This is a genomic window from Parahoeflea olei, assembly GCF_001703635.1.
Lineage (GTDB): Bacteria > Pseudomonadota > Alphaproteobacteria > Rhizobiales > Rhizobiaceae > Hoeflea > Hoeflea olei.
In genome coordinates this window covers 127,053-149,159 of record NZ_LQZT01000004.1, presented here as the reverse complement: position 1 = coordinate 149,159, position 22,107 = coordinate 127,053, and the positions used below count along the sequence as shown (strand labels likewise).

At 66.9% G+C, this 22,107-nt stretch carries 16 protein-coding genes; 6 read left to right on the top strand and 10 right to left on the bottom strand.

What is annotated here, in order from left to right; translation table 11 throughout:
- The 5 genes from AWJ14_RS05360 to AWJ14_RS05335 all read right to left on the bottom strand — a co-directional run.
- Positions 1-2,282: beta strand repeat-containing protein (locus tag AWJ14_RS05360; RefSeq protein ID WP_171904818.1), on the bottom strand; the 2,282-nt coding region annotated here is incomplete at its 3' end.
- Between the two features lie 1,129 nt (positions 2,283-3,411).
- The gene (locus tag AWJ14_RS05350; protein ID WP_066175936.1) at positions 3,412-3,951 is read right to left on the bottom strand and encodes a hypothetical protein; all 540 of its coding nucleotides are present in this window, start codon (positions 3,949-3,951) and stop codon (positions 3,412-3,414) included.
- A 95-nt stretch (positions 3,952-4,046) separates the two neighbouring features.
- Entirely contained in the window at positions 4,047-5,198 is a 1,152-nt protein-coding gene (locus AWJ14_RS05345) for a YcjF family protein (RefSeq protein WP_066175933.1), read from the bottom strand.
- Complete coding sequence (locus AWJ14_RS05340) at positions 5,195-6,667, bottom strand: YcjX family GTP-binding protein (RefSeq protein WP_066175931.1); 1,473 nt, start codon at positions 6,665-6,667, stop codon at positions 5,195-5,197. Before AWJ14_RS05340 ends, AWJ14_RS05345 begins: the two co-directional genes overlap by 4 nt.
- An 82-nt stretch (positions 6,668-6,749) precedes the next feature.
- Positions 6,750-7,283, bottom strand: coding sequence for a SixA phosphatase family protein (locus AWJ14_RS05335; RefSeq protein WP_066175929.1), 534 nt, complete (start codon positions 7,281-7,283; stop codon positions 6,750-6,752).
- A 323-nt stretch (positions 7,284-7,606) separates the two neighbouring features.
- Between AWJ14_RS05335 and dksA the strand changes: the two genes are divergently transcribed.
- Positions 7,607-8,026, top strand: coding sequence for an RNA polymerase-binding protein DksA (gene dksA, locus AWJ14_RS05330; protein ID WP_066175927.1), 420 nt, complete (start codon positions 7,607-7,609; stop codon positions 8,024-8,026).
- A 307-nt stretch (positions 8,027-8,333) separates the two neighbouring features.
- Here dksA and AWJ14_RS05325 read toward each other — a convergent pair whose 3' ends face one another.
- The gene (locus AWJ14_RS05325) at positions 8,334-9,356 is read right to left on the bottom strand and encodes a flagellar biosynthetic protein FliO (RefSeq protein WP_066175924.1); all 1,023 of its coding nucleotides are present in this window, start codon (positions 9,354-9,356) and stop codon (positions 8,334-8,336) included.
- A 290-nt stretch (positions 9,357-9,646) separates the two neighbouring features.
- On the opposite strand from AWJ14_RS05325, the gene cckA reads away from it, so the two are divergent.
- Together cckA and AWJ14_RS05315 are read left to right on the top strand one after the other, a co-directional pair.
- On the top strand, positions 9,647-12,250 hold the full coding sequence (cckA, locus tag AWJ14_RS05320; RefSeq protein WP_066175921.1) for a cell cycle histidine kinase CckA: 2,604 nt from the start codon (positions 9,647-9,649) through the stop codon (positions 12,248-12,250).
- Between the two features lie 209 nt (positions 12,251-12,459).
- Positions 12,460-13,107 (top strand): YiaD family glycine zipper/OmpA-like lipoprotein, encoded by a 648-nt coding sequence (locus AWJ14_RS05315; protein WP_066175918.1) that lies wholly within the window; start codon positions 12,460-12,462, stop codon positions 13,105-13,107.
- Positions 13,108-13,493: 386 nt separating this feature from the next.
- Here AWJ14_RS05315 and AWJ14_RS05310 read toward each other — a convergent pair whose 3' ends face one another.
- Genes AWJ14_RS05310 through AWJ14_RS05300 form a run of 3 tightly spaced genes read right to left on the bottom strand, consistent with a single transcriptional unit; the run spans position 13,494 to position 15,642 of the window.
- Complete coding sequence (locus AWJ14_RS05310; RefSeq protein ID WP_066175915.1) at positions 13,494-13,730, bottom strand: BrnA antitoxin family protein; 237 nt, start codon at positions 13,728-13,730, stop codon at positions 13,494-13,496.
- A 26-nt stretch (positions 13,731-13,756) separates the two neighbouring features.
- Positions 13,757-14,680: a pseudouridine-5'-phosphate glycosidase gene (locus AWJ14_RS05305; protein ID WP_066175912.1), complete on the bottom strand. Its 924-nt coding sequence runs from the start codon at positions 14,678-14,680 to the stop codon at positions 13,757-13,759.
- Entirely contained in the window at positions 14,677-15,642 is a 966-nt protein-coding gene (locus AWJ14_RS05300) for a carbohydrate kinase family protein (RefSeq protein WP_066175908.1), read from the bottom strand. The genes AWJ14_RS05305 and AWJ14_RS05300 overlap by 4 nt, the downstream gene beginning before the upstream one ends.
- A 244-nt stretch (positions 15,643-15,886) precedes the next feature.
- On the opposite strand from AWJ14_RS05300, the gene recA reads away from it, so the two are divergent.
- The 3 genes from recA (at position 15,887) to AWJ14_RS05285 (ending at position 20,830) form a co-directional block, all read left to right on the top strand.
- The gene (recA, locus tag AWJ14_RS05295; protein ID WP_066175906.1) at positions 15,887-16,981 is read left to right on the top strand and encodes a recombinase RecA; all 1,095 of its coding nucleotides are present in this window, start codon (positions 15,887-15,889) and stop codon (positions 16,979-16,981) included.
- A gap of 263 nt (positions 16,982-17,244) precedes the next feature.
- Entirely contained in the window at positions 17,245-19,896 is a 2,652-nt protein-coding gene (gene alaS, locus AWJ14_RS05290; RefSeq protein WP_066175904.1) for an alanine--tRNA ligase, read from the top strand.
- Between the two features lie 19 nt (positions 19,897-19,915).
- Positions 19,916-20,830, top strand: coding sequence for an alpha/beta hydrolase (locus AWJ14_RS05285; protein WP_066175900.1), 915 nt, complete (start codon positions 19,916-19,918; stop codon positions 20,828-20,830).
- A 6-nt stretch (positions 20,831-20,836) separates the two neighbouring features.
- On the opposite strand, the gene AWJ14_RS05280 is transcribed toward AWJ14_RS05285, so the two are convergent.
- A complete protein-coding gene (locus AWJ14_RS05280) occupies positions 20,837-21,871 on the bottom strand; it encodes an AraC-like ligand-binding domain-containing protein (RefSeq protein ID WP_066175898.1) in 1,035 nt (344 codons plus the stop codon).
- Between the last annotated feature and the right edge of the window lie 236 nt (positions 21,872-22,107).

Sequence of the window (22,107 nt, the reverse complement as noted above, 5' to 3'; positions counted from 1 at the left end):
AAGCCGCCGCTGTTGCCCGACAGCACCAGCGTGCCCGCGCCGGTCTTGGTGAAGGTACCGCTGCCCGACACCACGCCCGAGGCGGTAACCAGCGCGCCATCGGCGATGTCGAGCCTCCCGGACGTGCCGGCAAACCCGATCGCGTTGGCGAGGGTGGTGCTGCCGGTCACTTTCAGGGTGGCGTCTGCCACGGTAACCGCACCCGAGCCGAGATTGCTGCCGCTTGCGACCGACAGCGTGCCGGCATTGACCGAGGTTCCGCCGGAATAGGTGTTGGCTCCCGCAAGCACCAGGGTGCCGTCGCCGGCCTTGACCAGTGAAGCACCGACCATGGGTGGGGGCATCATCGTGTAGATGGTGTAGGAATGGCCGTCGGCGATGACGGATCCGATCGTCGCGGTGACGCCGGCATCGACATTGACGGTGCCGGCCGTGCCGGTGGCGGGAGTGATCTGCAAGCTGTCGCCGCTCACGGTGTAGCCGTCGGTCTTGAACTGCAGGGTGTCAAACGACTGGGTTCCGCTCACCGTGACCGTGCCGCTGGTGCCGGCGAAGACCGCGACGGAGCCGGCATAAGGACCGTTGATCTCGGCGGTGCCGGGCGCCCCGGTCCAGTTGGTGCCTGCGCTCGACCATGTGCCCGCGCCGCCATCGACGGTGCCGTTGCCGGTGGCATCGGCGCCATCCCAGAACTGCACGACCTGGCCATCGGAAAGAACCAGCATGTTGACCTGGCCCGGGATGGCCGTCTGGATCGTTCCGGTGGCGTCAGCGACGCCCGACACGTTGATTGAGTTATAGCTGCCGGCGAGGGTGCCGCTATACTGGTAGAGCTGATAATAGCCCGCCGAGGCGGCGTCGGCGTTGAGCGTGCCGCTGAGCGTGAGATCGCCGCCGACCTTGACGAGGTCGTTGGTCACCCCGCCGACCACGCCGGCCGTGCCGAGTTCGAAGGTGGAGGTGGAGCCCATCTGGAGCGTCAGGTCGCCGTTCACGGTCAGCGTGCCGGGGCTGTTGCCCGCGGACAGCGTGCCGCCATTGGCGATCGTGACATTCCCGCCAAGCGTGCCCGAGCCACCGAGCGTTCCGCCGATCACGGTCGTGTCCCCGGTCAGGCCGGAGCCGTCGCCGTTGAAGAGAACGGTGCCCGAGATCACGCTGACCGCGCCCTGGCCGCTCAGGTTGCCCGCGAGCGTGAGCGTTTGGCCCAGCGCGCTTGAGAGCACCCCGGTGGCGCCAGACGCAATCGTGACGTTGTTGGAAAAGGAGGCAGAGCTTGCGACGTGGAGCGAGGCGCTGCCTGCGAAATCGATGGAGCCTATCCCGAGATTGGCGTTGCCACTCACCACCAGCCCGCCGCTGTTGATCGTCGTGCCGCCGGCGTAGGTGTTCGCGCCCGACAAAGTGAGGGTGCCGTCGCCGGACTTGTTCAACCGTCCGGCTCCGCTGATGCTGCCGGTGAACTGCGCGTTGAGCGAACTGGCGACGTTGATCGTGGCGGATGTGCCCAGTACCGAGGTGGCATTGTCGATTGTCGTGTTGCCGGTGACGGCGAGGGTGGCGTTGCCGATCGTCAAGGAGCCGGCGCCGAGATTGCCGTCGCCGGCAATCGACAGCGTGCCGGATTCGACCGAGGTGGCGCCGGAATAGGTGTTGGCCCCCGAGAGCGTCACGGTTGCTGTGCCGGCCGCGACGCTGAGAGCACCGTTGCCGGAGATCACGTTGTTGATCGTGACATCGGTTGTCTGATTAAGCTCCAGCAGGCCGCTTATATCGATGCCGCCATTCAGCACGGATCCAGTGCCGAGCGTCAGCGAATTGTTTCCGCCGGTGAATTCGAGGGCGAATCCACCTGTTCCACTACCGGCGGCAATGGTGCCGTTGTTGGTGATGTTCAGGTCTGCTCCCTTGACGCCGGACCCGCCCCTGCCGAGCGTGCCGCCGGCTCCCCCAGCGCTTCCGCCTGTGATGGTGCCATTGTTGAGTAGGTCAATGCTGCCAATGTCGGCGAAAAAGCCCGCGCCGCCACTGCCGCCCATGCCTTGGCTGCCGGCGCTGCCGTTAAGGTATCCCGCTCCTCCGGCGCCGCCATCGCCACCTGTGCCGCCAGATACCGTGAAGCTGGCATCGACGGTGACCGCCGTATTCACCGCCATCACGAGGCCATAACCACCTTCGCCGCCGCCGCCGCCGCCGCCGCCGCCTTTAGATGCGCCGGGGCCTGACGCGTTGCCGCCATTCGAGCCAACCGCGCCGTTGCCGCCTGTGATATTGCTTCCCACAAACAGCGATCCTGTTGGAATTGTCCAGACTTGGCCGTGCGCTCCGCCGGTTCCGCCGGCACCGCCCGATCCTGCTCCTCCATTGCCGGCACCGCCACTGCCTCCGGCTAATCCGCCGGCGCCGCCGCCGCCACCGCCGCCTCCGGAATCGAAGGAGCCGCCGGACTGTCCGCCGTTGCCGGTCTGTCCGACGCTGCCTCCAGCGCCGCCGTCGCCGCCATAGACGCCGAAAGCAGGTCCGCCCCGGCCACCTTTTCCGCCATCGGCAAGGGCCGGCGTCGCGGCGATCATGGTCGCAAGGGCTACGGTCGCCAGCAGACCGTGTCGGACATCGCGTGCGCTTTTGATGTGGGGATGGATGGAATCGGAAGCTCGGGACGAAAGCAGGGCGTGGGGCATGGAAATTCCTGAAATTTCAAAAAACAGGCATGAAAACCGGATTGCTTGAAAGCTGTCGGGCTTGAGATGGACAATTCAAATGCGTTCGGCTTCACGGATCATTTTATACATCGACTGGCCTGACGTCTCCCGCAAAATGGAGCAGAATGACTATTTTTCTCAAAGACTTGATCATTGGGTGGGGCGCGGCGCCTGTCATGTAACCGGCGCCAATACGTAGCGCCCCGAAATATTCCTTGCTGATCAGGGCGTTCCAATGTCTTTATTGAGTGTATTGAAGTCCCAGGCACGCAGATAACACTTGTGGTTTCGTTCGCGACGTGAGGGGCTTCGTTCATGAATGGCGGATCTGGTATTTGTTTCGCCGAATTTGGTACGCTCTCTTTCGGAGAATCTTCCAAGATCAAGGTTCAAGTGAGCGAAAGGCCCCGGTTGAACTTCCGGAAACCCTCGGCAAAAGCCTGTGTGATGGCGTGTCGCCGTTCAAGTCAAGCCGGTGTGTTGCCGCGCTTTCATCCGGGAGCGGGTGCTGCCGGCGTCCGGATCACCACTGATTCGCGCCGGATACGGGAGGAGCACAAAGCTGTGCCAGGCATCTGGCGCGCCGATCGAGGGGCGGCACGCACTTGTGCTCGAGCCGGGCAAATCGTCGGTGCCGCGTCCATGTGGCCGCGGCAGACAGGCAGCCGAGGCCGTCGCTTTCAGAGCCTGTGGGAGGAGAAGGTCGGTCCTACTGCAGCGAGCCGGTCTTGATCTGGTCGGCGCCGCGCTTGAGAGTCATGCCGATGACCGGAACCATTTCCTCGCCGACCTTGACCGAGATCGTCACGTTCATGGTCTCGGAATCATTGAGCCGTGCGATCATCGCGCCGTTCAACGTCTTGCGGTTGATGCCCATGACCGCGCGGTCGCCGGCGACCTTGCCGGAGATGATGTCGAGGCCGTCGCCGGCCGCTCCATCGAGGAACTTGCCGGTATAGGTTTTGCCCTTGCGGGTGATGACGGCGGACATTTTCTGGTTGAAGACGCCGACGCGGCAGGAGCCGTCCAGGGTGATGCCCACGGCCTTGCCGGCATGTTCGCCGCCGGTGAGGTTGCAGACGAACTTGGTGCCCTTGTACTTGCCGGCGACGATTTCGCCCGGACCCTTCCAGGCGCCGGCCACGGATTCGAAGAACACCAGGTCATTGTCGCGCGACAACGCCGGCTGAGCACCGGCAAGAAGGGCGGCCGCAAGACTGCAAGCAAGGATGCGGAACTTCGGGAACATGGGACACCTGTCGAGGCTGAAACGAAGCCCGAAATTGACCGAGAATGGTTAACGGACCGTAATCGCGGCCGATATATGCATATTTCCGGCGGAACTCATAGCCCGCCCGTGGACTTTTCCCGGTCGGCCTGACGGCTGGCAAAACCGGTCAGGTCGGTCATGAAGCCGCTGATGCCGGGGCGCTTGAGCGCGACGAAGGGCATCGGCCGGCACAGGTCCATCGCGGATATGCCGATGCGTGCGGTCATCAGGCCGTTGATCACGCCTTCGCCGAGGCGGGCGGAGAGCCGGGCGGCGATGCCGTGTCCCACCACCTGCTGGATCAGGCTGTCGCCGGCGGCGATCGTTCCGGTGACGGCCAGATGGGCGATGACGTCGCGGAACAGCCGGATCATGCCGAGCGTGCCGGGCCGGCCGCCATAGAGTTCGGCCATTGCCCGGATCAGCCGGACCGATTCGAAGCCGACATAGAGAAGGTCGACGATGGCGCGCGGGCTCACGGCGGTGACGACCGACACCCGGCGGGCGGCATTGACGATCAGCTGGCTTGCCTGGCGGTCAAGCGGCGTCATCAGTTCGCGCTCGGCGAAAGCGAGGTAGTGCGGACCGTCGATGATTTCCCCGTCGAGCGCCTCCAGGCTCTTGCGCCCGCGCGCGGTCAGCGGACTGGCGGCGGTCAGGGCCGCGACCCGGGCGGCGAGCGAACGGGCCTCGCGCGCCGTCGCGGTTGCGGCGCCTGCGGCGATGCTGGCATTGAGTTCGGCCACCCGGGCGAGCCGGCGCAGCCCCAGATATTCCCGGACCACGAGCGCGAGCAGGGCCAGCACCGCGACCCCCGCGGCGCCCAGCGCCACCCAGCCGAGCCAGGGCAGGCGGTCGAACAGGTCGCGGATCAGGCGGTCGGTCCACAGCCCGAGCGCCAGCGCCACCAGCATGCCGAAGGCGGTGCTGAACACCTTGCCGATGGTCAGCCGGCGGCGCCGCGGCTTGGCGGGGGGCGGCGTCAGCTGTTCGAGGTCGTCCGGGGCCAGGAACGGGTCTTCCTGCTCCATGGTCAGCGAGTCGGTGACGGGCAGGGCGGTCGGCTTGCGCGTGGCGCGCGGCGGTTCGCCCGGGCCTTGCTGCCTCGTCTGTCGGGCGGGGCGGGCGGGCTTGTCCGGCTTGGCGGACGGCCGCTCGCCGTCGGGGTCGTCGACCGGGAAGGCGCGGGGTTTGCGGATCGGAAAGGCGTCATTGCCGTCATTCATGCGAGCCTGTCTCCCAACAGATATTCCATTGCCCGGTCGAGGCGGATGTGGGGCAGCGACAGTTTCATCCCGGTCTCGGTCTGCTCGATCAGCGGCGGGCGGAAGCGGACGATGTTGATCTCGGGCGCGACCAGCCGAGAATCTGAATCAACGGCTTTGAAGAATGAATCCGGATTCTTCGGCAAGTCCCCGGGAAATATGGCTGTTTTCCGGTTTCCGTCAAACAGTTCGCCGTCGATCCGCTCACCCGCAAGCGGGGTGCCGACGATCACCGGCAGCTCTTCGCCATCCTGCCGCGCGGTGGCCTCCTTGGTGGCGCGCACGGCGGCCATGGCGAGCACGTCGATATCCGCACCCGAGGCGCCGATATTGGCGGAGGCGCGCTCGACGATGCGGCGGGCGATGGCTTCGAGCCGGTCATGGCTTTCGTGATGCAGGTGGTCGGCCTTGGTGGCGGCGATCAGCACCTTGTCGATCCGGCGCGAGATCAGGTTCGTCAGGAAATTGCCGCCGCCCGGGCGGAAGCAGGACAACACGTCCGACAGCGCGCGTTCGAGATCGATCACCGCCTCGCGGCCGGCATTCATCGCCTGCATGGCGTCGATCAGCACGATCTGCCGGTCGAGGCGGGTCACGTGCTCGCGGAAGAACGGCTTGACGACGACCGACTTGTAGCTCTCGAAGCGACGCTCCATCATCGCCTGGAGCGATCCCTTCGGCGCCGGGCCATCCGGCAGGTTGGGCAGCGGCGCGAAGGTGAGCGCCGGCGAGCCGTCGAGATCGCCGGGCATCAGGAAGCGCCCTGGCGGCAGCGTGGAGAGCGCGCGGTCCTCGGTCTTGCAGGCCCTCAGATAGTCGGTGAAGAGCTGCGCCAGTTCGCGCGCGCTGGCCTCGTCGGCGCGGCTGTGCGGATCGATGCTCGCGGCTTTCTCAAGCCAGGGGGCGGCCAGGTCGTGGCGCCCGGACGAGCGCGCGAGCGAGGCCGCGTTGTGGGAAAACTGTGCGTAATCCTGGGCGAGCAGCGGCAGGTCGAGCAGCCATTCGCCGGGATAATCGACGATATCGAGGCACAGCCTGCCGCCGGAGAAGAACCGGTTCCAGCCACTGGCCGATTCATATTCGATCACCAGCCTGAGTTCCGAGATCGCCCGGGTCGAGTCCGGCCAGATTCGGTCGCCGATCATGCGCGCGGTGTGGTCCTCGTACTGGAAGCGCGGGACCGCGTCGTCGGGCTGGGGCTCGAGATAGGCGCGTGCGAGACGGCCCGTATGGGCGGCGCGAAACATCGGCAGGCGGCCGCCATGCAGCAGGTTGTGGACCAGGGCGGTGATGAACACGGTCTTGCCGGCACGCGACAGGCCGGTGACGCCGAGCCGCAGGGTCGGCTGGATCAGGTTGCTGGCGCGATCGGCAAGGGTGTCGAAAGCGATCAGCGCCTCATCTGTGATGCTGGTGATGGGTGATGACACGTTGCGTCCGCTCTGTTTGCTCCTGCCGATATAGGCGAGGCGGACGGCGATTGAAAGCGCGACATCTGGCCCCGGCGGGGCCTTAGGCGTCGACCGGGGAGAGCAGGGCCACGAAACGGGCGCTGCCGTCGATGGCTCCGTCGCCACGGTTGCCGCAGTCGAAGATCGCCAGTCCGGCGGTCGGAAACCCGTGCCCGAGCGCCTGCAGATAGGCCACGGGGTCACGCAGCACCAGGCTTTTGCCGGTGTCCTCGACCATGGGATTGTGCCCCACGATCATGATCGAGCGCACGGCTTCGTCGCGGACGGCCGCGATCTGCTCGAGATACGACTCTGCGCCGTCGGCATAAAGCTCGGGGGTGTAGTCGACCGCAGGCCAAGCGGCATCCGGGGGCAGCAGCAGTTCCAGCGTCTCGACGCAGCGGCGCGCCGACGAGCAGACCACGCGATCGGGCTGGTAGCCGTTGACCAGGAGCATCGCGGCGAGCCGTGCGGCCTCTTCCCGGCCATGCGCATCGAGCGGGCGGTCGAAATCGCGCATGCCCGGCGCCGCCCAGCCCGAATGGGCATGGCGGACGAGAAACAGGCGCAGCACGGTCGGCGAAGTCGAACTCATCCACTGAATTTAGTCATTTGCGCGCCCGCCGCAATTCACCGAAAGCACAAAGTGCGCTGCAACATGAGCGGTCTTTGTTTGCGCCGGATGCCGATTTTGCCCGTCGCGGGGACGAAACCGACGGATGAGCGGGCCAAAACCACCCGAAAGCGGGTCGAAAGCGGGCCGCAAGCGGCCAAAAGCCGGATGAATGCTTATACTTCAGCCCGATCAACAGATTAACAAAGTTGTCCGAAATTACTGCGGCGCCCTACATTAGCGCTTGTACCGCTGCCGCCGTCTGGCTATACAGCCCGCGGAATGGCTTAGCCGGGAGAATCTTAATGAGCGAAGAGTTCGATTTTTCCTCTTATGTCCCCTCGGAAGACGAGGATTTCATGAACGCCAACCAGCGGGCCTATTTCAGGGCCAAGCTGACAGCCTGGCGAAATGACATCCTCAAGGAAGCGCGTGAAACGCTTGACCATCTCGCCGAGGAAAGCGCAAACCACCCGGATGTCGCGGATCGGGCCTCGTCCGAAACCGACCGGGCGATCGAATTGCGCGCCCGCGACCGTCAACGCAAGCTGATCGGCAAGATCGACGCGGCACTGGCCCGCATCGATGACGGGACCTACGGCTATTGCGAGGAAACCGGCGAGCCGATCAGCCTCAAGCGGCTCGACGCCCGGCCGATCGCCACCCTGTCGATCGAGGCCCAGGAACGCCACGAGCGTCGCGAAAAAGTCTACCGCGACGAATAGCAAGGCCCGCCCGCAACGAACCGGAACGGGGTTGCGGACCGCGGCACCCTCCCACAGCTGACTGGCCATGCCGGTCCGCGTTTTCCAGATTGATACCTTGAGTTTTGCCGTCGCGCGAGGCCTTCCGGCCTTGTGAGCGCGCCTGCGTGCCGCTTTGTCCGCACGCAACGCCGGATGCCCGCACTGCCGGCTGCCCGCTCGCCACGGATGCCTTCGCGGCTGCCATGTTTCGCAACGGTTCGGGCATTCCAATGATCGATATTGCCCGGCCGCCGGCCGGCTTTGCGCCAGCGGCCGGGGTCGCCGATCAGGGCTTGCTGCGCGACAGGTCGCCGAGCAGGCGCTCCATTTCGGCTTCGAGCGAGTCCCGCGACGGTTGGCCGTCGGCCGTGACCTCGGGAGCCTCGTGGCGGCGTTCGGGCTCCGGGGCTGCTGTATCCGGCTTCGCCGTTTGCGGACCGTCCTCCAGAGGGCTGAAGTAGCCGTCGTCGAGCGTGAAGTCGTCGGAAAGTTCTGCGGCCAGCACCGACTCGAAATCGCCGGCGACGGCATGCCGCGCCGGCGAGGGGGCCGGTGCCGGCGACGGGGCGCTCGTGGCGGGGGCGAATGTCGCGGGCCGGGCGGCGGAAGTTGCCGCAGAAGTTGCCGGGGGGGCTGGCGGGGCAGACTGTGCCGGCCGCGGCGCCGGTTCCGGCCGGCGGGCCGGCGGCGACGTCAGCTCATCGAAGGCTGCCTCGTCGAAACTCGGCTCCTCGAACACGCGCGCCCTGGCACTCTCGAGCACACCGAAGGCGTCGGCCGGGATCGTGGCCGGCGCGGCGGCGGCTGCGGCCATTGCCGGGCGGGCAGCGGGCGCCGGCGGCGCGGCAAGCGGCGAGGGCGGGGGTGGCGTCTGCCTGGCGGCCGCAGCGGGCTCGGCCTCGGCACGACGCGGCTGCGGCCGCGGCTCGGCCGGTGCCGGCTGCGCGGCATGCGGTGCGGGCCGCTCCGTGGCGGCGAGGACAGGGCGCGCAGCGGCAGCGGCGCCCGGACGCTGGCCCGGATCCGGGGCAATGCGGCTTTCGATGACGATGTCGGTCGGGCCGCCGATCATGATCAGGTGCTCGACATCGTCGCGCCGGATCAGCACCAGCCGCCGGCGGGTGTCGATGGCGGTGGCGTCGAGCACGGCAAGCCGCGGCTGGCGGTTCTTGCCGCCGCGGATGAAGGTGGAGGAGGCGCGGGCGCGGATGATCCAGAAGACGCCCGCGAGGGCCGCCAGCGCCACCGCGACGATGACGATGGCCATCAACAGGGTTGCGCCCTGGCCATCAAGAATGCTGTCGGGCATGGGGTATCCTTCCGTTTCCTGCCAAACGCGGCGACCGGCCGGCAGTTCCGCCGGGTACGCGTGACGAGCCCGCATTTGACGTTTTTTCGGCCCGGACCACAACCCGGCAGCACCGGTTATCCCGTCCAACGTCGCCGGCATGCGTATCCCCGTACGGCATGGATGTGACACCGCTTGCCGAATCGACGCACAAAGCCGCAAACCACTGGAGATATCGGGCTTTGGGCTTTCCATGAGCGGCGGAATGTGATCCAAACCGGACGGATCTGTGCGGGACGAAAGAGCGATTCATGACTGACAGGACCCCTGCGGCTTCACCCCCGACGGCACTCGTCGACAGAAGCGCGAAGCCGCGTTCGGTGTCGAGGCTGATCTTCCTCGCGCTCGTCATGATCGGCGCGTCGATCGTGTTCTTCCTGTTCAAGGACCGGCTCAACAACGACATCATGCTCGGCATTCTCGGGGTGATGGCGGTGGTCGGGATCTTCTTCCTGGTCTCCACCGTGATCGGTTTCGTGGCGGTGATGCCCAAGGCCACCGCAGACCCGCTGGCGCGCGCCTTCATCGACACCCATCCCGAGGGTACCCTCGTCACCGACGACAAGGACCGGGTGGTCTATGCCAACCATGCCTATGGCGTGCTGACCGGCTCGACCAGTGCGAGCGACGTGCAGTCGATCGAGGCGATCCTGTCGCGCCACCGCGAATCCGCCGAAGCCGTCTACCGGCTCACCAATGCCATGCGCAACGGGCAGGAGGGGCAGGAAGAATTCCGCATGACCCAGCCGCTGGGGGCTGCGCGCGACAATGGCGGCGCCGGGCACTGGTACCGGCTCCGGGGCCGCCCGATCGCGCCGATCGAAGGCGAGGGGCAGCTGATGGCCTGGCAATTGTCCGACATCAGCCACGAGCGGACCGAGCAGGAACTGGTCTTCAAGGAACTGCAGAACGCGATCAACTATCTCGACCATGCGCCGGTGGGGTTCTTCTCCGCCGGCCGTGGCGGCGAGATCGTCTATCTGAACGCCACGCTCGCCGACTGGCTCGGCATCGACCTGACCGCGTTCCTGCCGGGCAAGCTGATGCTGCGCGACCTGGTGGCGGGCGCCGGCATGGCGCTGGTGGAATCGGTGCAGGCCGAGCCGGGGCTGAACCGCACCGCCCAGCTCGATCTCGACCTGTTGAAGTCCAACGGCCAGAGCCTGCCGGTCCGGCTCGTGCACCGGGTAACGGCCACCCGCGACGGCTCGCCCGGCGAAAGCCGCACCATCGTCATCAGCCGCGAGGGCGGCAGCGCGGGCGCGCATGACGCGGCCAGCGCCGAGATGCGCTTCACGCGGTTCTTCAACAACACGCCGATGGCGATCGCCTCGGTCGACGCGCGCGGCAAGATCCTGAGAACCAATGGTCCGTTCCTGCAGATGTTCCACGGGCTCGTCACCCGTGACGACATGGAGCGCGGGGCGCTGCTCGAATCGATCCTGCGCGAGGACGACCGCGCCGCCTTCCAGGACGCGCTGAGCCAGGCCGCCGACAAGCAGGGCACGATCACGCCGATCGACAGCCGCCGCGCCGACAATGACGATCGGCATTTCCGCTTCTACGTCAATGCGGTGATCGAGCATTCGGAAGAAACGCCTGAAGAGACCGCGATCATCTATGCGGTCGAGACCACCGAGCAGAAGGCGCTCGAGGCGCAGATGGCGCAGACCCAGAAGATGAACGCGGTCGGCACGCTCGCCGGCGGCATCGCCCACGACTTCAACAACGTGCTGACCGCGATCCTGCTGTCGGCCGACCATCTGCTGATGTCGCTCAGGCCGTCGGATTCGAGCTTCGCCGACCTCATCGAGATCAAGCGCAACGCCAACCGCGCGGCGGTGCTGGTCCGGCAGCTGCTCGCCTTCTCGCGCAAGCAGACGATGCGCCCGACGGTGCTGTCGATGACCGACGTGATCGGCGACCTGCGCATGCTGGTCGACCGGCTGACCGGTTCCAACGTCAAGCTGCAGCTCGAATTCGGCCGCGACCTGTGGCCGGTCAAGACCGACCTGGGCCAGTTCGAACAGGTGCTGATCAACCTGGCGGTCAATGCCCGCGACGCCATGCCCGAGGGCGGGGCGATCACCATCCGCACCCGCAATGTCCAGGCCGAGGAGATCGCGCGTCTCAATCACCGCGGCATGGAGGCGGGCGACTACGTGCTGATCGAGATCGCCGACGAGGGCACCGGCATCGCGCCCGACGTGATGGAAAAGATCTTCGAGCCGTTTTTCACCACCAAGGATGTGGGCAAGGGCACCGGGCTCGGCCTGTCGATGGTCTACGGCATCGTCAAGCAGTCGGGCGGCTACATCTATCCCGAGTCGGAACTCGGCCAGGGCACCACTTTCCGCATCTATCTGCCGCGCCATGTCGAGGACGAGGCCGAGAAATCTGCCGTCGCCGCCGATGCCGCAGCCGCGCAAGGCGGCGCCACAGACAAGCCGGCCAAGCCCGCCGACGGCCCCGAGGATCTCACCGGCGGCTCGGCCGTGGTGCTTCTGGTCGAGGACGAGGAGGCGGTTCGCCGCGGCGGCAAGCGCATGCTCGAAGCCCGCGGCTACGAGGTGCACGAGGCCGGCACCGGCGTTGAGGCGCTAGAGGTGCTGGCCGAGCTCGAAGGCCGCGTCGACATCGTCGTCTCCGACGTGGTGATGCCGGAAATGGACGGCCCGACGCTGCTTGCCGAATTGCGCAAGGACTATCCGGACATGAAGTTCATCTTCGTTTCCGGCTATGCCGAGGACGCATTCGCGAAAAACCTGCCCGCCGACGCCAAGTTCGGCTTCCTGCCGAAACCGTTCTCGCTCAAGCAGCTCGCCACTGCCGTGCGCGAGATGCTGGACGCGTGAGGCGGGTTGGTTTGCTTTCGACGCGCGCGGTGCGACCGGGGGGGCGATACCGGCGGACAAGCGGAAACAGTGCCGATCTGGCCGTCTCTCGCCCGCCGCAACCGTCCGGCACTCGCGCCAACAGGGTTAATTCCGCGGTGACAGAAAATTCATCATCCTGCCGCAATTTCCGCTAGAGTTCGCATATCCATTTTCCAAGAGGGGCCCTCATGAGAACCAAGATCCTGATTGCGGCGACTGCCGCCATCTTCGTTTCCGCCTGCACGACCGACCCGTATACCGGGCAGCAGAAGGTGTCGAACCTGGCCGCGGGCGCGGGCCTGGGTGCGCTCGGGGGGGCGGCGCTCGGCACGCTCGCCGGCGGCGACGACCGCAAGAACGCGCTGATCGGCGCGGGCATCGGGGCACTCGCCGGTGGCGCCATCGGTGGCTACATGGACCAGCAGGAAGCGCAGCTTCGCGCGCAGTTGCAGGGAACCGGCGTGTCGGTGACGCGCGTGGGCAACCAGATCATCCTCAACATGCCGTCCAACATCACGTTCGACACCGACCAGTCCGCGGTCAAACCCGAGTTCTACGCGACGCTCAATTCCGTGGCGCTGGTGCTGCAGAAATTCAACCGCTCGCTGGTCGACGTTGCCGGCCATACCGATTCCACCGGATCGGATAGCTACAACCTGACGCTGTCGCAGAAGCGCGCGCAGTCGGTGTCGAGCTACCTGATCTCGCAGGGCAACGACGCCCGCCGCTTCTACACCCAGGGCTTTGGCGAAAGCCGTCCGATCGCCGACAACTCGACGGAAGCCGGCCGCGCCGCCAACCGCCGCGTGGAAATCCAGATCTCGCCGCTGAGCTGACGCGCGGCACGACATCGTTGGAGGCAATATCAGGCCCGGCCGCGAAAGCGGCCGGGTGTTTTGTTTATTGGGGTTGGGGGCAAGGTTGGCCGCCGGGAGCCACAGTCCTCTCCCTCCGTCATGCCGGACCTGATCCGGCATCCCGCAGGCGAGCGTCTGCGAGCCGGAAGACTCCCCTCAGCCCGTGAACCCGGGCGCACCTGGATCCCGGCTCAAGGCCGGGATGACGGAGGAAGATGAGGGGCCGGGATGACGAGGGAGACGTGACGCATATGGGCGATGGAAGAGGGGGCCGGCGGTTGAATTGCGATAGCGGCGACGTCGGCACCGGCATGCCGGCGACAAGGCACTCCGCTTTGGCGGGCTTTCCGTTGGCCTGCCAGCGTCTACGCTTCGTCCAGCCCCGCCGCCTGCCGCAAAGCGGCATTGATGCGATCCTGCCAGCCGGGGCCGTCGTCCTGGAAATGGGCGAGAACCGAGCGGTCGAGCCGGATCGAGACCATCTCCTTGCCTTCGGGCACGGCGGCGGGCTTGGGCGCAGGCGCGGCCGGCTTGGTGGTCACGGACTTGAAGGCGGCTTCGGCCTGCTCGAAGGCGCTGCCGGTGCGGCGGGGTGGTTTCATCGAACTCTCCTTCGCTTTATCGGCGCTCAGTCCGCCTGGGCCGCAAGGGCTGCGGCAATGCGGGCGGCAAGACGGGCATTGTTGAGAACCAGCGCGATATTGGTCTTGAGGCTCGCGCCGTCCGTGAGACTGAGCATCTCGCCGAGCAGGAAGGGCGTGACCGCTTTGCCGCCGATGCCCTTTTCCGCCGCGGTGGCAAGCGCCGCCTCGATATGACGGTTGATCTCGGCCGCGGGGATTTCGTCGGCCTGAGGCACCGGATTGGCGATCAGCATGCCGCCATGGCCGCCCATGCGTCGGCGCATGGCCTCGAAACGGGCGATCGCCGCCGGATCGTCGAGCCGCAAGGGCGCCGAAAGACCGGAATTGCGCGACCAGAAGGCCGGCATCTCGTCCTGGCCATAGGCCACCACCGGCACGCCGCGGGTTTCGAGCGCCTCGAGCGTCTTCGGGATGTCGAGAATGGCCTTGGCGCCGGCCGAGACCACGATCACCGGCGTGCGGCCGAGCTCGTCGAGATCGGCGGAGATGTCGAAGCTCGTCTCCGCGCCGCGGTGGACGCCGCCGATGCCGCCGGTGGCAAACACATGGATGCCCGCGAGATGCGCGGACATCATGGTGGCGGCGACCGTGGTGGCGCCGGTCAGGCCTTGCGATAGCGCGAAGGCGAGATCGGCGCGCGACAGCTTCATAACGTCCTTGGCCTGGGCGAGCGCGGTGATCGCCTCTTCGTCGAGGCCGGCGTGCAGCCGGCCGTCGATCACGGCGATGGTGGCTGGCACGGCGCCCTCGGCGCGGATCGTGGCCTCGACCTCAAGCGCCATGTCGCGATTGCCCGGCCAGGGCATGCCATGGGTGATGATGGTGGATTCGAGGGCCACCACCGGGCGGCCGTCCTCAAGCGCGGCAGCCACCTCCCGGGTGGTTTCGATGGTGATGGATCCGGTCATGCGGGCCTCCTGGGCTCGGAATTGGCAATTGGTGCGGGCTTTGGCATGGCAGCGAGCGCGCTGGCAAGCAGATCCGGCGACAAATCACTGCGGACCGGCCCGTCGACCTCCGCCGTGAGCCGCGCCAGCGCAATGCCGCGGGTGAGGTTGGCCGCGAGTTCGCCACCACCGAGCCAGCCGTCGAGATATCCCGAAACCAGCGCGTCGCCGGCGCCGGTGACGTCGGCGATCCGCTCAAGCGGGGGCGGGACGAGCACTGCTGCGGTCCCGCCGGCAAAGCCTGCGACAGGGCCGCCGCCGGCGCTGACGAGGCCTCCGGCGAGGCCCGCGCGGCCCAGGATTGCGGGCCAATCGGCCGGGGTGGCGGCCGGCACGCCGGAGATTGTCGTGGCTTCCGCCGCATTCATGGCAAGGCAGGCGAGTTTCGCCAGGCTCGGCTTCCAGCGCACCACCTTGGCGGGCGACACCGCGATCGCCGCCAGCGGCAGGCCGCGCATCGCGGCTTGGTCGGCAAGCGCCGAAAGCGCGCTCTCGGGCAGGTTGGCGTCAGCGAGCAGAAGCTCGGCCGCCTCCAGCCGCCGCCGCAGCCGCGCGGTAAGCAGCCGCCGCGCCGGCACCATCTCGTAAAGCGCCATGTCGGCGAGCGCGGTCACCAGATTGCCGTCGGGCTCCAGGATCGCCGAATAGCTGGGCGTTGCGCGGTCCAGAAAGGTGATCGGGCAATCCTCGATGCCCGCGTCCTCCGCGGCCCGTTCCACCATCGCGGCGGCGGCATCGCCACCCCGCGGGGCGACGAGCGTGACGTGGTGGCCGAGCCGCGCCAGATTGCGCGCGGCGTTGAACGCGCCGCCGCCTACGCCGATCTCCCAGCGTCCCGGGTTGGACGCGCCCGGCCGATGCGGCGCCTCGAGCCGGCCGGTGCGGTCGACATGGGCGCCGCCGATCACCAGAATGCGCGCCATGGCCAACCTCCCGCGCAGTTGCGCCCGCTCCGAATCGGCGCCCGGCCGGACCCGGTGCCCACCCGCCTGCCGGCGCCGGCGGACGGGAAAAGGGCAGGGGCAAAACAAAAAACGAACATGAGTCGAATTCCTATGCAATTACAACGCGTTGATAGGGTCTTGCGCAAATGGAACAAATGGGGTACAAACATCCAACTCGAGCACACATTGCTTGCGGCGGCACGATAACCTAAAGGTGGATGAAATGGCACAGAACACTTTACGGCTGGTAGAGGAAAAATCCGTGGACAAAAGCAAGGCGCTCGACGCCGCACTCGCCCAGATCGAGCGGTCGTTCGGCAAGGGCTCGATCATGAAACTCGGCGCCAATGAGGGCGTGGTCGAGATCGAAACCGTTCCCACCGGCTCTCTGGGGCTCGACATCGCGCTCGGCATCGGCGGCCTGCCGCGCGGCCGCATCATCGAGATCTATGGTCCGGAAAGCTCGGGCAAGACCACGCTGGCGCTGCAGACCATCGCGGAAGCCCAGAAGAAGGGCGGCATCTGCGGCTTCATCGATGCCGAACATGCGCTCGACCCGGTCTATGCCCGCAAGCTCGGCGTCGATCTCGAAAACCTGCTGATCTCGCAGCCCGACAATGGCGAGCAGGCGCTCGAAATCACCGACACGCTGGTGCGCTCGGGTGCGCTCGACGTGCTGGTGGTCGATTCGGTGGCGGCGCTGACGCCGCGGGCCGAAATCGAGGGCGAGATGGGTGACAGCCTGCCAGGCCTGCAGGCGCGGCTGATGAGCCAGGCGCTCCGCAAGCTCACCGCCTCGATCTCGCGGTCGAACTGCATGGTCATCTTCATCAACCAGATTCGCATGAAGATCGGCGTGATGTTCGGCTCGCCCGAAACCACCACCGGCGGGAATGCGCTGAAATTCTACGCCTCGGTGCGGCTCGACATCCGCCGCATCGGCTCGGTCAAGGACCGCGACGAGGTGGTTGGCAACCAGACCCGCGTCAAGGTGGTCAAGAACAAGATGGCGCCGCCCTTCAAGCAGGTGGAATTCGACATCATGTATGGCGAGGGCGTCTCCAAGATGGGCGAACTGGTCGATCTCGGCGTGAAGGCCGGCATCGTCGAGAAATCCGGCGCCTGGTTCTCCTACAACAGCCAGCGGCTGGGGCAGGGGCGCGAGAACGCCAAGCAGTTTCTGCGCGACAATCCGGCCCTGGCTGACGAGATCGAACTGGCCTTGCGGCAGAATGCCGGGCTGATCGCCGAGAAGTTCCTCGACGAGGACCGCTCGATGGGCGAGGACGACGGCGCCCCGGACAGCGCTGAAATGTGAGGCTTCGGCGGGGCCGGCATCGATCCGGCCCGACCTGCCGGCCTTGCCGCCCGAAGCGTCGGCCTTGCCGGATGCGACATCGGACCGGTCGTCCGCCCTTTCGGGGCGCGGGCGGCCGGTTTTGTCTTGTGTGCGGGGGCTGGCGTCTGGACAGGCACCCGGGCGGGCGATAAAAGCGGCGGTCCGCCGGTTGCAGGACGGATCCGACATTGGCGCCCGGTTTCAGACATCAGGCGCAGTTTTTATCTGACAAAGGGTTGACCATGAGTGGCGTGAACGAAATCCGGTCGGCGTTTCTCGACTATTTCAAGAAGAACGGACACGAAGTCGTGGCGTCGAGCCCGCTGGTGCCGCGCAATGACCCGACGCTGATGTTCACCAATGCGGGCATGGTGCAGTTCAAGAACGTGTTCACCGGGCTGGAAAGCCGCCCCTATTCGACCGCGGCGACCTCGCAGAAATGCGTGCGCGCCGGCGGCAAGCACAATGACCTTGACAATGTCGGCTACACCGCGCGCCACCACACCTTCTTCGAAATGCTCGGCAATTTCTCCTTCGGCGACTATTTCAAGGAGCGCGCCATCGAGCTTGCCTGGAATTTGCTGACCCGCGATTTCGGCATCGACAAGAACCGGCTGCTGGTCACCGTCTACCACACCGACGATGACGCCTTCGAGCTGTGGCGCAAGATTGCCGGTCTGCCCGAAAGCAAGATCATTCGCATCCCGACCAATGACAATTTCTGGGCGATGGGCGACACCGGTCCCTGCGGGCCGTGCTCGGAGATCTTCTACGACCATGGCGACCACATCTGGGGCGGACCTCCCGGTTCCGCGGAAGAGGATGGCGACCGCTTCATCGAGATCTGGAACCTGGTCTTCATGCAGTTCGAGCAGACCGCCGAGGCGCGGCTCGACCTGCCGCGCCCGTCGATCGACACCGGCATGGGGCTCGAGCGCATCGCCGCGCTGCTCCAGGGCCAGCACGACAATTACGATATCGACCTGTTCCGCCGCCTTATCACGGCTTCCGAGGACGCGACCGGCGTGCCGGCGGAAGGCAAGAACCGCGCGAGCCACCGGGTGATTGCCGACCACCTGCGCTCCTCGGCCTTCCTGATCGCCGACGGCGTGCTGCCCTCGAACGAGGGCCGCGGCTATGTGCTGCGCCGCATCATGCGCCGCGCCATGCGCCACGCGCAGCTGCTCGGCGCGCGCGATCCGCTGATGTACCGTCTGCTGCCCACGCTGGTGGCCGAGATGGGCCGCGCCTATCCGGAACTGCAGCGCGCCGAGGCGATGATTTCGGAAACCCTGAAGCTCGAGGAAACCCGCTTCCGCAAGACGCTTGAACGCGGCCTGAGCCTGCTTGACGAGGCCAGCGCCGATCTGGGCCAGGGCGACCGGCTCGATGGCGAGACCGCGTTCAAGCTCTACGACACCTACGGCTTCCCGCTCGATCTCACGCAGGATGCGCTGCGCCAGCGCGGCGTCGAGGTCGACACCGAGGGCTTTTCGGCCGCCATGGAGCGGCAGAAGGCCGAAGCGCGCAAACACTGGTCCGGCTCGGGCGATGCCGCAGCCGAGGCGATCTGGTACGAGATCCGCGACAAGGTCGGCGCCACCGATTTCCTGGGCTATGACACCGAATCCGCCGAAGGCGTGATCCAGGCGCTGGTGCGCGACGGCGCCGCGGTGGAGTCCGCCGGGGCCGGCGAGCGCGTCGATGTGGTGGTCAACCAGACCCCGTTCTACGGTGAATCCGGTGGCCAGATGGGTGATCAGGGCACGATTTCGGGCGAGGGCTTCACGCTGCAAGTGAGCGACACGCAGAAGCGCGCCGAAGGCGTATTCGTGCATCGCGCGACCGTAACCGAGGGCCAGGTCAGGCGTGGCGCCGAGGTGGAGCTTGAGGTCGATCATGCCCGCCGGGCGCGCATCCGCGCCAACCATTCCGCCACGCACCTGCTGCATGAGGCGCTGCGCGAGGTGCTCGGCACCCATGTGGCGCAGAAGGGCTCGCTGGTCGCGCCCGAGCGCCTGCGCTTCGACGTCTCCCACCCCAAGCCGATGAGCGCGGAGGAACTGCGCGAGGTCGAGGACATGGCCAACGAGATCATCCGCCAGAACAGCCCGGTCACGACGCGGCTGATGGCGGTCGATGACGCCATCGCCGAGGGCGCGATGGCACTGTTCGGCGAGAAGTACGGCGACGAGGTGCGGGTGGTGTCGATGGGCACCGGCCTGCGTGGCTCCAAGGCCAACCGGCCCTATTCGGTCGAGCTGTGCGGCGGCACCCATGTCGGCGCCACCGGCGAGATAGGGCTGGTGCGGGTGCTCTCCGACAGTGCTGTGAGCGCCGGCGTGCGCCGCCTCGAGGCGCTGACCGGCGACGCTGCGCGCCAGTACCTGATCGAACAGGACGAAAAGCTCCGGCAGGCCGCAGGGCTTCTCAAGGTGCAGACCGTCGATGTCGCATCCCGCATCGAGGCGCTGATGGACGAGCGCAAGAAGCTCGAACGCGAGCTGATGGAAGCGCGCAAGAAGCTGGCGCTCGGCGGTGGCGGCGCGGGCGGCGATGAAAGCCGCAAGGTCAACGGCGTCGCCTATCTCGGCAAGGTGGTGAGCGGCGTCGCGCCCAAGGATCTCAAGGGGCTGGTCGATGCGGCCAAGGCCTCGCTCGGCTCGGGCGTCGCCGCCTTCGTCGCCGTCAGCGAGGACGGCAAGGCCAGCGTCGTGGTCGGCGTCACCGAGGATCTGACCGCGAAGCATTCCGCGGTCGATCTTGTGCGTGCGGCCTCCGAAGCGATCGGCGGCAAGGGCGGCGGCGGACGGCCCGACATGGCCCAGGCCGGCGGCCCGGACGGCGCAAATGCCGAAGCGGCGATCGAGGCGGTAGCCGCAGCGCTCGGCTGAGGCTGCGGAGGGGACGCGGATGGCATCCGCTCCGCCCGCAGGGCCTCACACGACCCCGCAGGCGCCGGAGGAGCGGGAACTCGCCTGCGGTGCCTTGCACGGAACGCTGGCGCTGCCGCGCGGTATCGATCCGACTGCCGCGGCACTCATCATCCCCGGTTCCGGTTCGGTCGATCGCAATGGCGACCTGCCGGGGCTCGCTTCCGGCTTTCTCCGGCAACTCGCGCACGAGCTTGCGCGTCAGGGTGTCGCCACGCTCAGGATCGACAAGCGCGGGATCGGCAAGAGCGCCGGTTTTGCCGAGAACGAGCTGCGGTTCGGGCAGATGGTGACCGACGCGGTGGCCTGGTCGGTGCGGCTCAGGGCCGAAGTTCCGGCCCGGCCGCTGCTTCTCATCGGCCACAGCGAAGGCGCACTGGTGGCGACCATGGCCGCGCGAACGGCTGCGGTCGATGGTCTGGTGCTGCTCGCGGGCGCCGGTTCTCCGGCGCATGAGGTGATCCTGCGGCAGCTCGACGAGGCGGGCCTGCCTTTGGAACTGCGCGACCACGCTCAGCGGATCATCGGCGAGTTGTTGCGCGGCGAGCCGGCGGCGGATGTGCCGGAGGCGCTGGCGCCGTTGTTTCGCGACAGTGTCCAGCCCTATCTGATGTCCTGGCTGCCGCTCGATCCGGCCGCGCAGCTGGCGCAGGTGACATGCCCGGCGCTGGTCGTGCAGGGCACCACGGACCTGCAGGTGGGCGTCGCCGATGCCGAGCGGCTGGCGGCGGCGCGCGACGGGGTTCGGCTCGTGCTGGTCCCGGCCATGAACCATGTGCTCAAGCAGGCGCCGTCGGATCGCCAGGCCAATCTTGCCACCTATGGGGATGCGCAAGCGCCGCTGGCGCCGGAGCTTGTCGGGACACTCGCGGAGTTCGTCGCGACGGTGCGGTGACGCGGCTCAGGCTGTGGCGCGGAGCTTGTCGAGCCAGGGCTGCATCCAGTTTTCCTCGGCAAATTCCATGCGGCGCTTGAGCTGGATGCCGGATTCGGCGTTGCGGATCGCCTCGCTCGGGCGGATGCCGTAATATTGCTGAAAGGCGCGGGAGAAAGCGTCTTCGCTGGGAAAGCCGGTGGCGTAGGCGAGCCGGGCGACGGAGCCGCGTCCGGTGCCGACGGAGGCGAGCTTCAGCTTGGCGAGCAGCAGGCGCCGCTCGCGAATGTAATTGGCAATCCCGCCGATCGGCTCGAACAGGCGGTACACGACCGAGCGCGACATCGCGAACTGGCGCAGGATCATGTCGGTGGAGAGCGCGGGATTGGTGAGATTGCGCTCGATGAAGACCTGAATGGCCTGCAGGTTGCTGTCCATCAGCGTGCCGTTCTCCGCCGCGATCGCCGCCGACAACGCGCTTGAGACCAGAACCGAGGCCACTTCGGCCGCCAGGCTTCCGTCGGGGCCTGCCAGCCGCGGCGCGACTTTCGCCATGGAGTGCATGTGTTCGCCAAGCAGCACCCCGAGCGGCGTCGCTCCGTCAAGCCGGGCGCCGTGCAGGTCGTCGATCGTGCGCGGCATCAGCCGGATCATCGCGCGGGGCAGGATCAGGCTGATGATGTCCATGTCGGTGGTGCGGCTGCGCATCGGGCGGCTCAGGTCGAAGCAGACGATATCGCCGGCAACGCCCTTGCCGATGCCGCCGTCGGCGTCATAGGCGCATTCGCCTTTCACATAGAGCTGGATGAGCAGGTGGTCCACGCCGGTGGCGGCCACCAGCTCGGGCGAGCGGTTGAAGTTCTGCGCGGTCGCCGAGGAGGCGCCGATCAGGAAATGGCCGAGATTGTAGCTGGCGAGATCGGCGCTGAAGCCGTCGAGATCGCCATTCGCAGGCGTGGCCTCGAACAGGCTCGCAACCCCGTTGCGCCAATGCTCGAAATTGGCCGTCCGGTCGAGCCCGGACGACAGCAGGATCTGATGCTCGATATCCGCAGTGGTCATGGCAAAAGCTCTCACCACCATGTCCGGCCCGCCCGCCTGCTGCGGCCGGCAGGACGGCGCCTCCCTTCAACCCCCGTCGGTCGCCCGTGTCGCCGGGATGTCGGTGCCGCCCCGTCAGGCGGCACTGTGCTTGCGGCACGCATCCCGGCGCCACCGGCTGCCGACCTTCGCCTTTCGGGATAGGGCCGGGCTTTTGCGCTGTCAATGGCGCAGGCGACGGAGCGGGAGCCGGGGCG

Coding starts and splice junctions, on each gene's coding strand:
- AWJ14_RS05345 (WP_066175933.1), bottom strand. CDS start 5,198: ATGAATGACGGCAATGACGCCTTTCCGATCCGCAAACCCCGCGCCTTC.
- AWJ14_RS05305 (WP_066175912.1), bottom strand. CDS start 14,680: ATGACCGGATCCATCACCATCGAAACCACCCGGGAGGTGGCTGCCGCG.
- AWJ14_RS05310 (WP_066175915.1), bottom strand. CDS start 13,730: ATGAAACCACCCCGCCGCACCGGCAGCGCCTTCGAGCAGGCCGAAGCC.
- AWJ14_RS05280 (WP_066175898.1), bottom strand. CDS start 21,871: ATGACCACTGCGGATATCGAGCATCAGATCCTGCTGTCGTCCGGGCTC.
- dksA (WP_066175927.1), top strand. CDS start 7,607: ATGAGCGAAGAGTTCGATTTTTCCTCTTATGTCCCCTCGGAAGACGAG.
- AWJ14_RS05350 (WP_066175936.1), bottom strand. CDS start 3,951: ATGTTCCCGAAGTTCCGCATCCTTGCTTGCAGTCTTGCGGCCGCCCTT.
- alaS (WP_066175904.1), top strand. CDS start 17,245: ATGAGTGGCGTGAACGAAATCCGGTCGGCGTTTCTCGACTATTTCAAG.
- cckA (WP_066175921.1), top strand. CDS start 9,647: ATGACTGACAGGACCCCTGCGGCTTCACCCCCGACGGCACTCGTCGAC.
- AWJ14_RS05300 (WP_066175908.1), bottom strand. CDS start 15,642: ATGGCGCGCATTCTGGTGATCGGCGGCGCCCATGTCGACCGCACCGGC.
- AWJ14_RS05315 (WP_066175918.1), top strand. CDS start 12,460: ATGAGAACCAAGATCCTGATTGCGGCGACTGCCGCCATCTTCGTTTCC.
- recA (WP_066175906.1), top strand. CDS start 15,887: ATGGCACAGAACACTTTACGGCTGGTAGAGGAAAAATCCGTGGACAAA.
- AWJ14_RS05325 (WP_066175924.1), bottom strand. CDS start 9,356: ATGCCCGACAGCATTCTTGATGGCCAGGGCGCAACCCTGTTGATGGCC.
- AWJ14_RS05285 (WP_066175900.1), top strand. CDS start 19,916: ATGGCATCCGCTCCGCCCGCAGGGCCTCACACGACCCCGCAGGCGCCG.
- AWJ14_RS05335 (WP_066175929.1), bottom strand. CDS start 7,283: ATGAGTTCGACTTCGCCGACCGTGCTGCGCCTGTTTCTCGTCCGCCAT.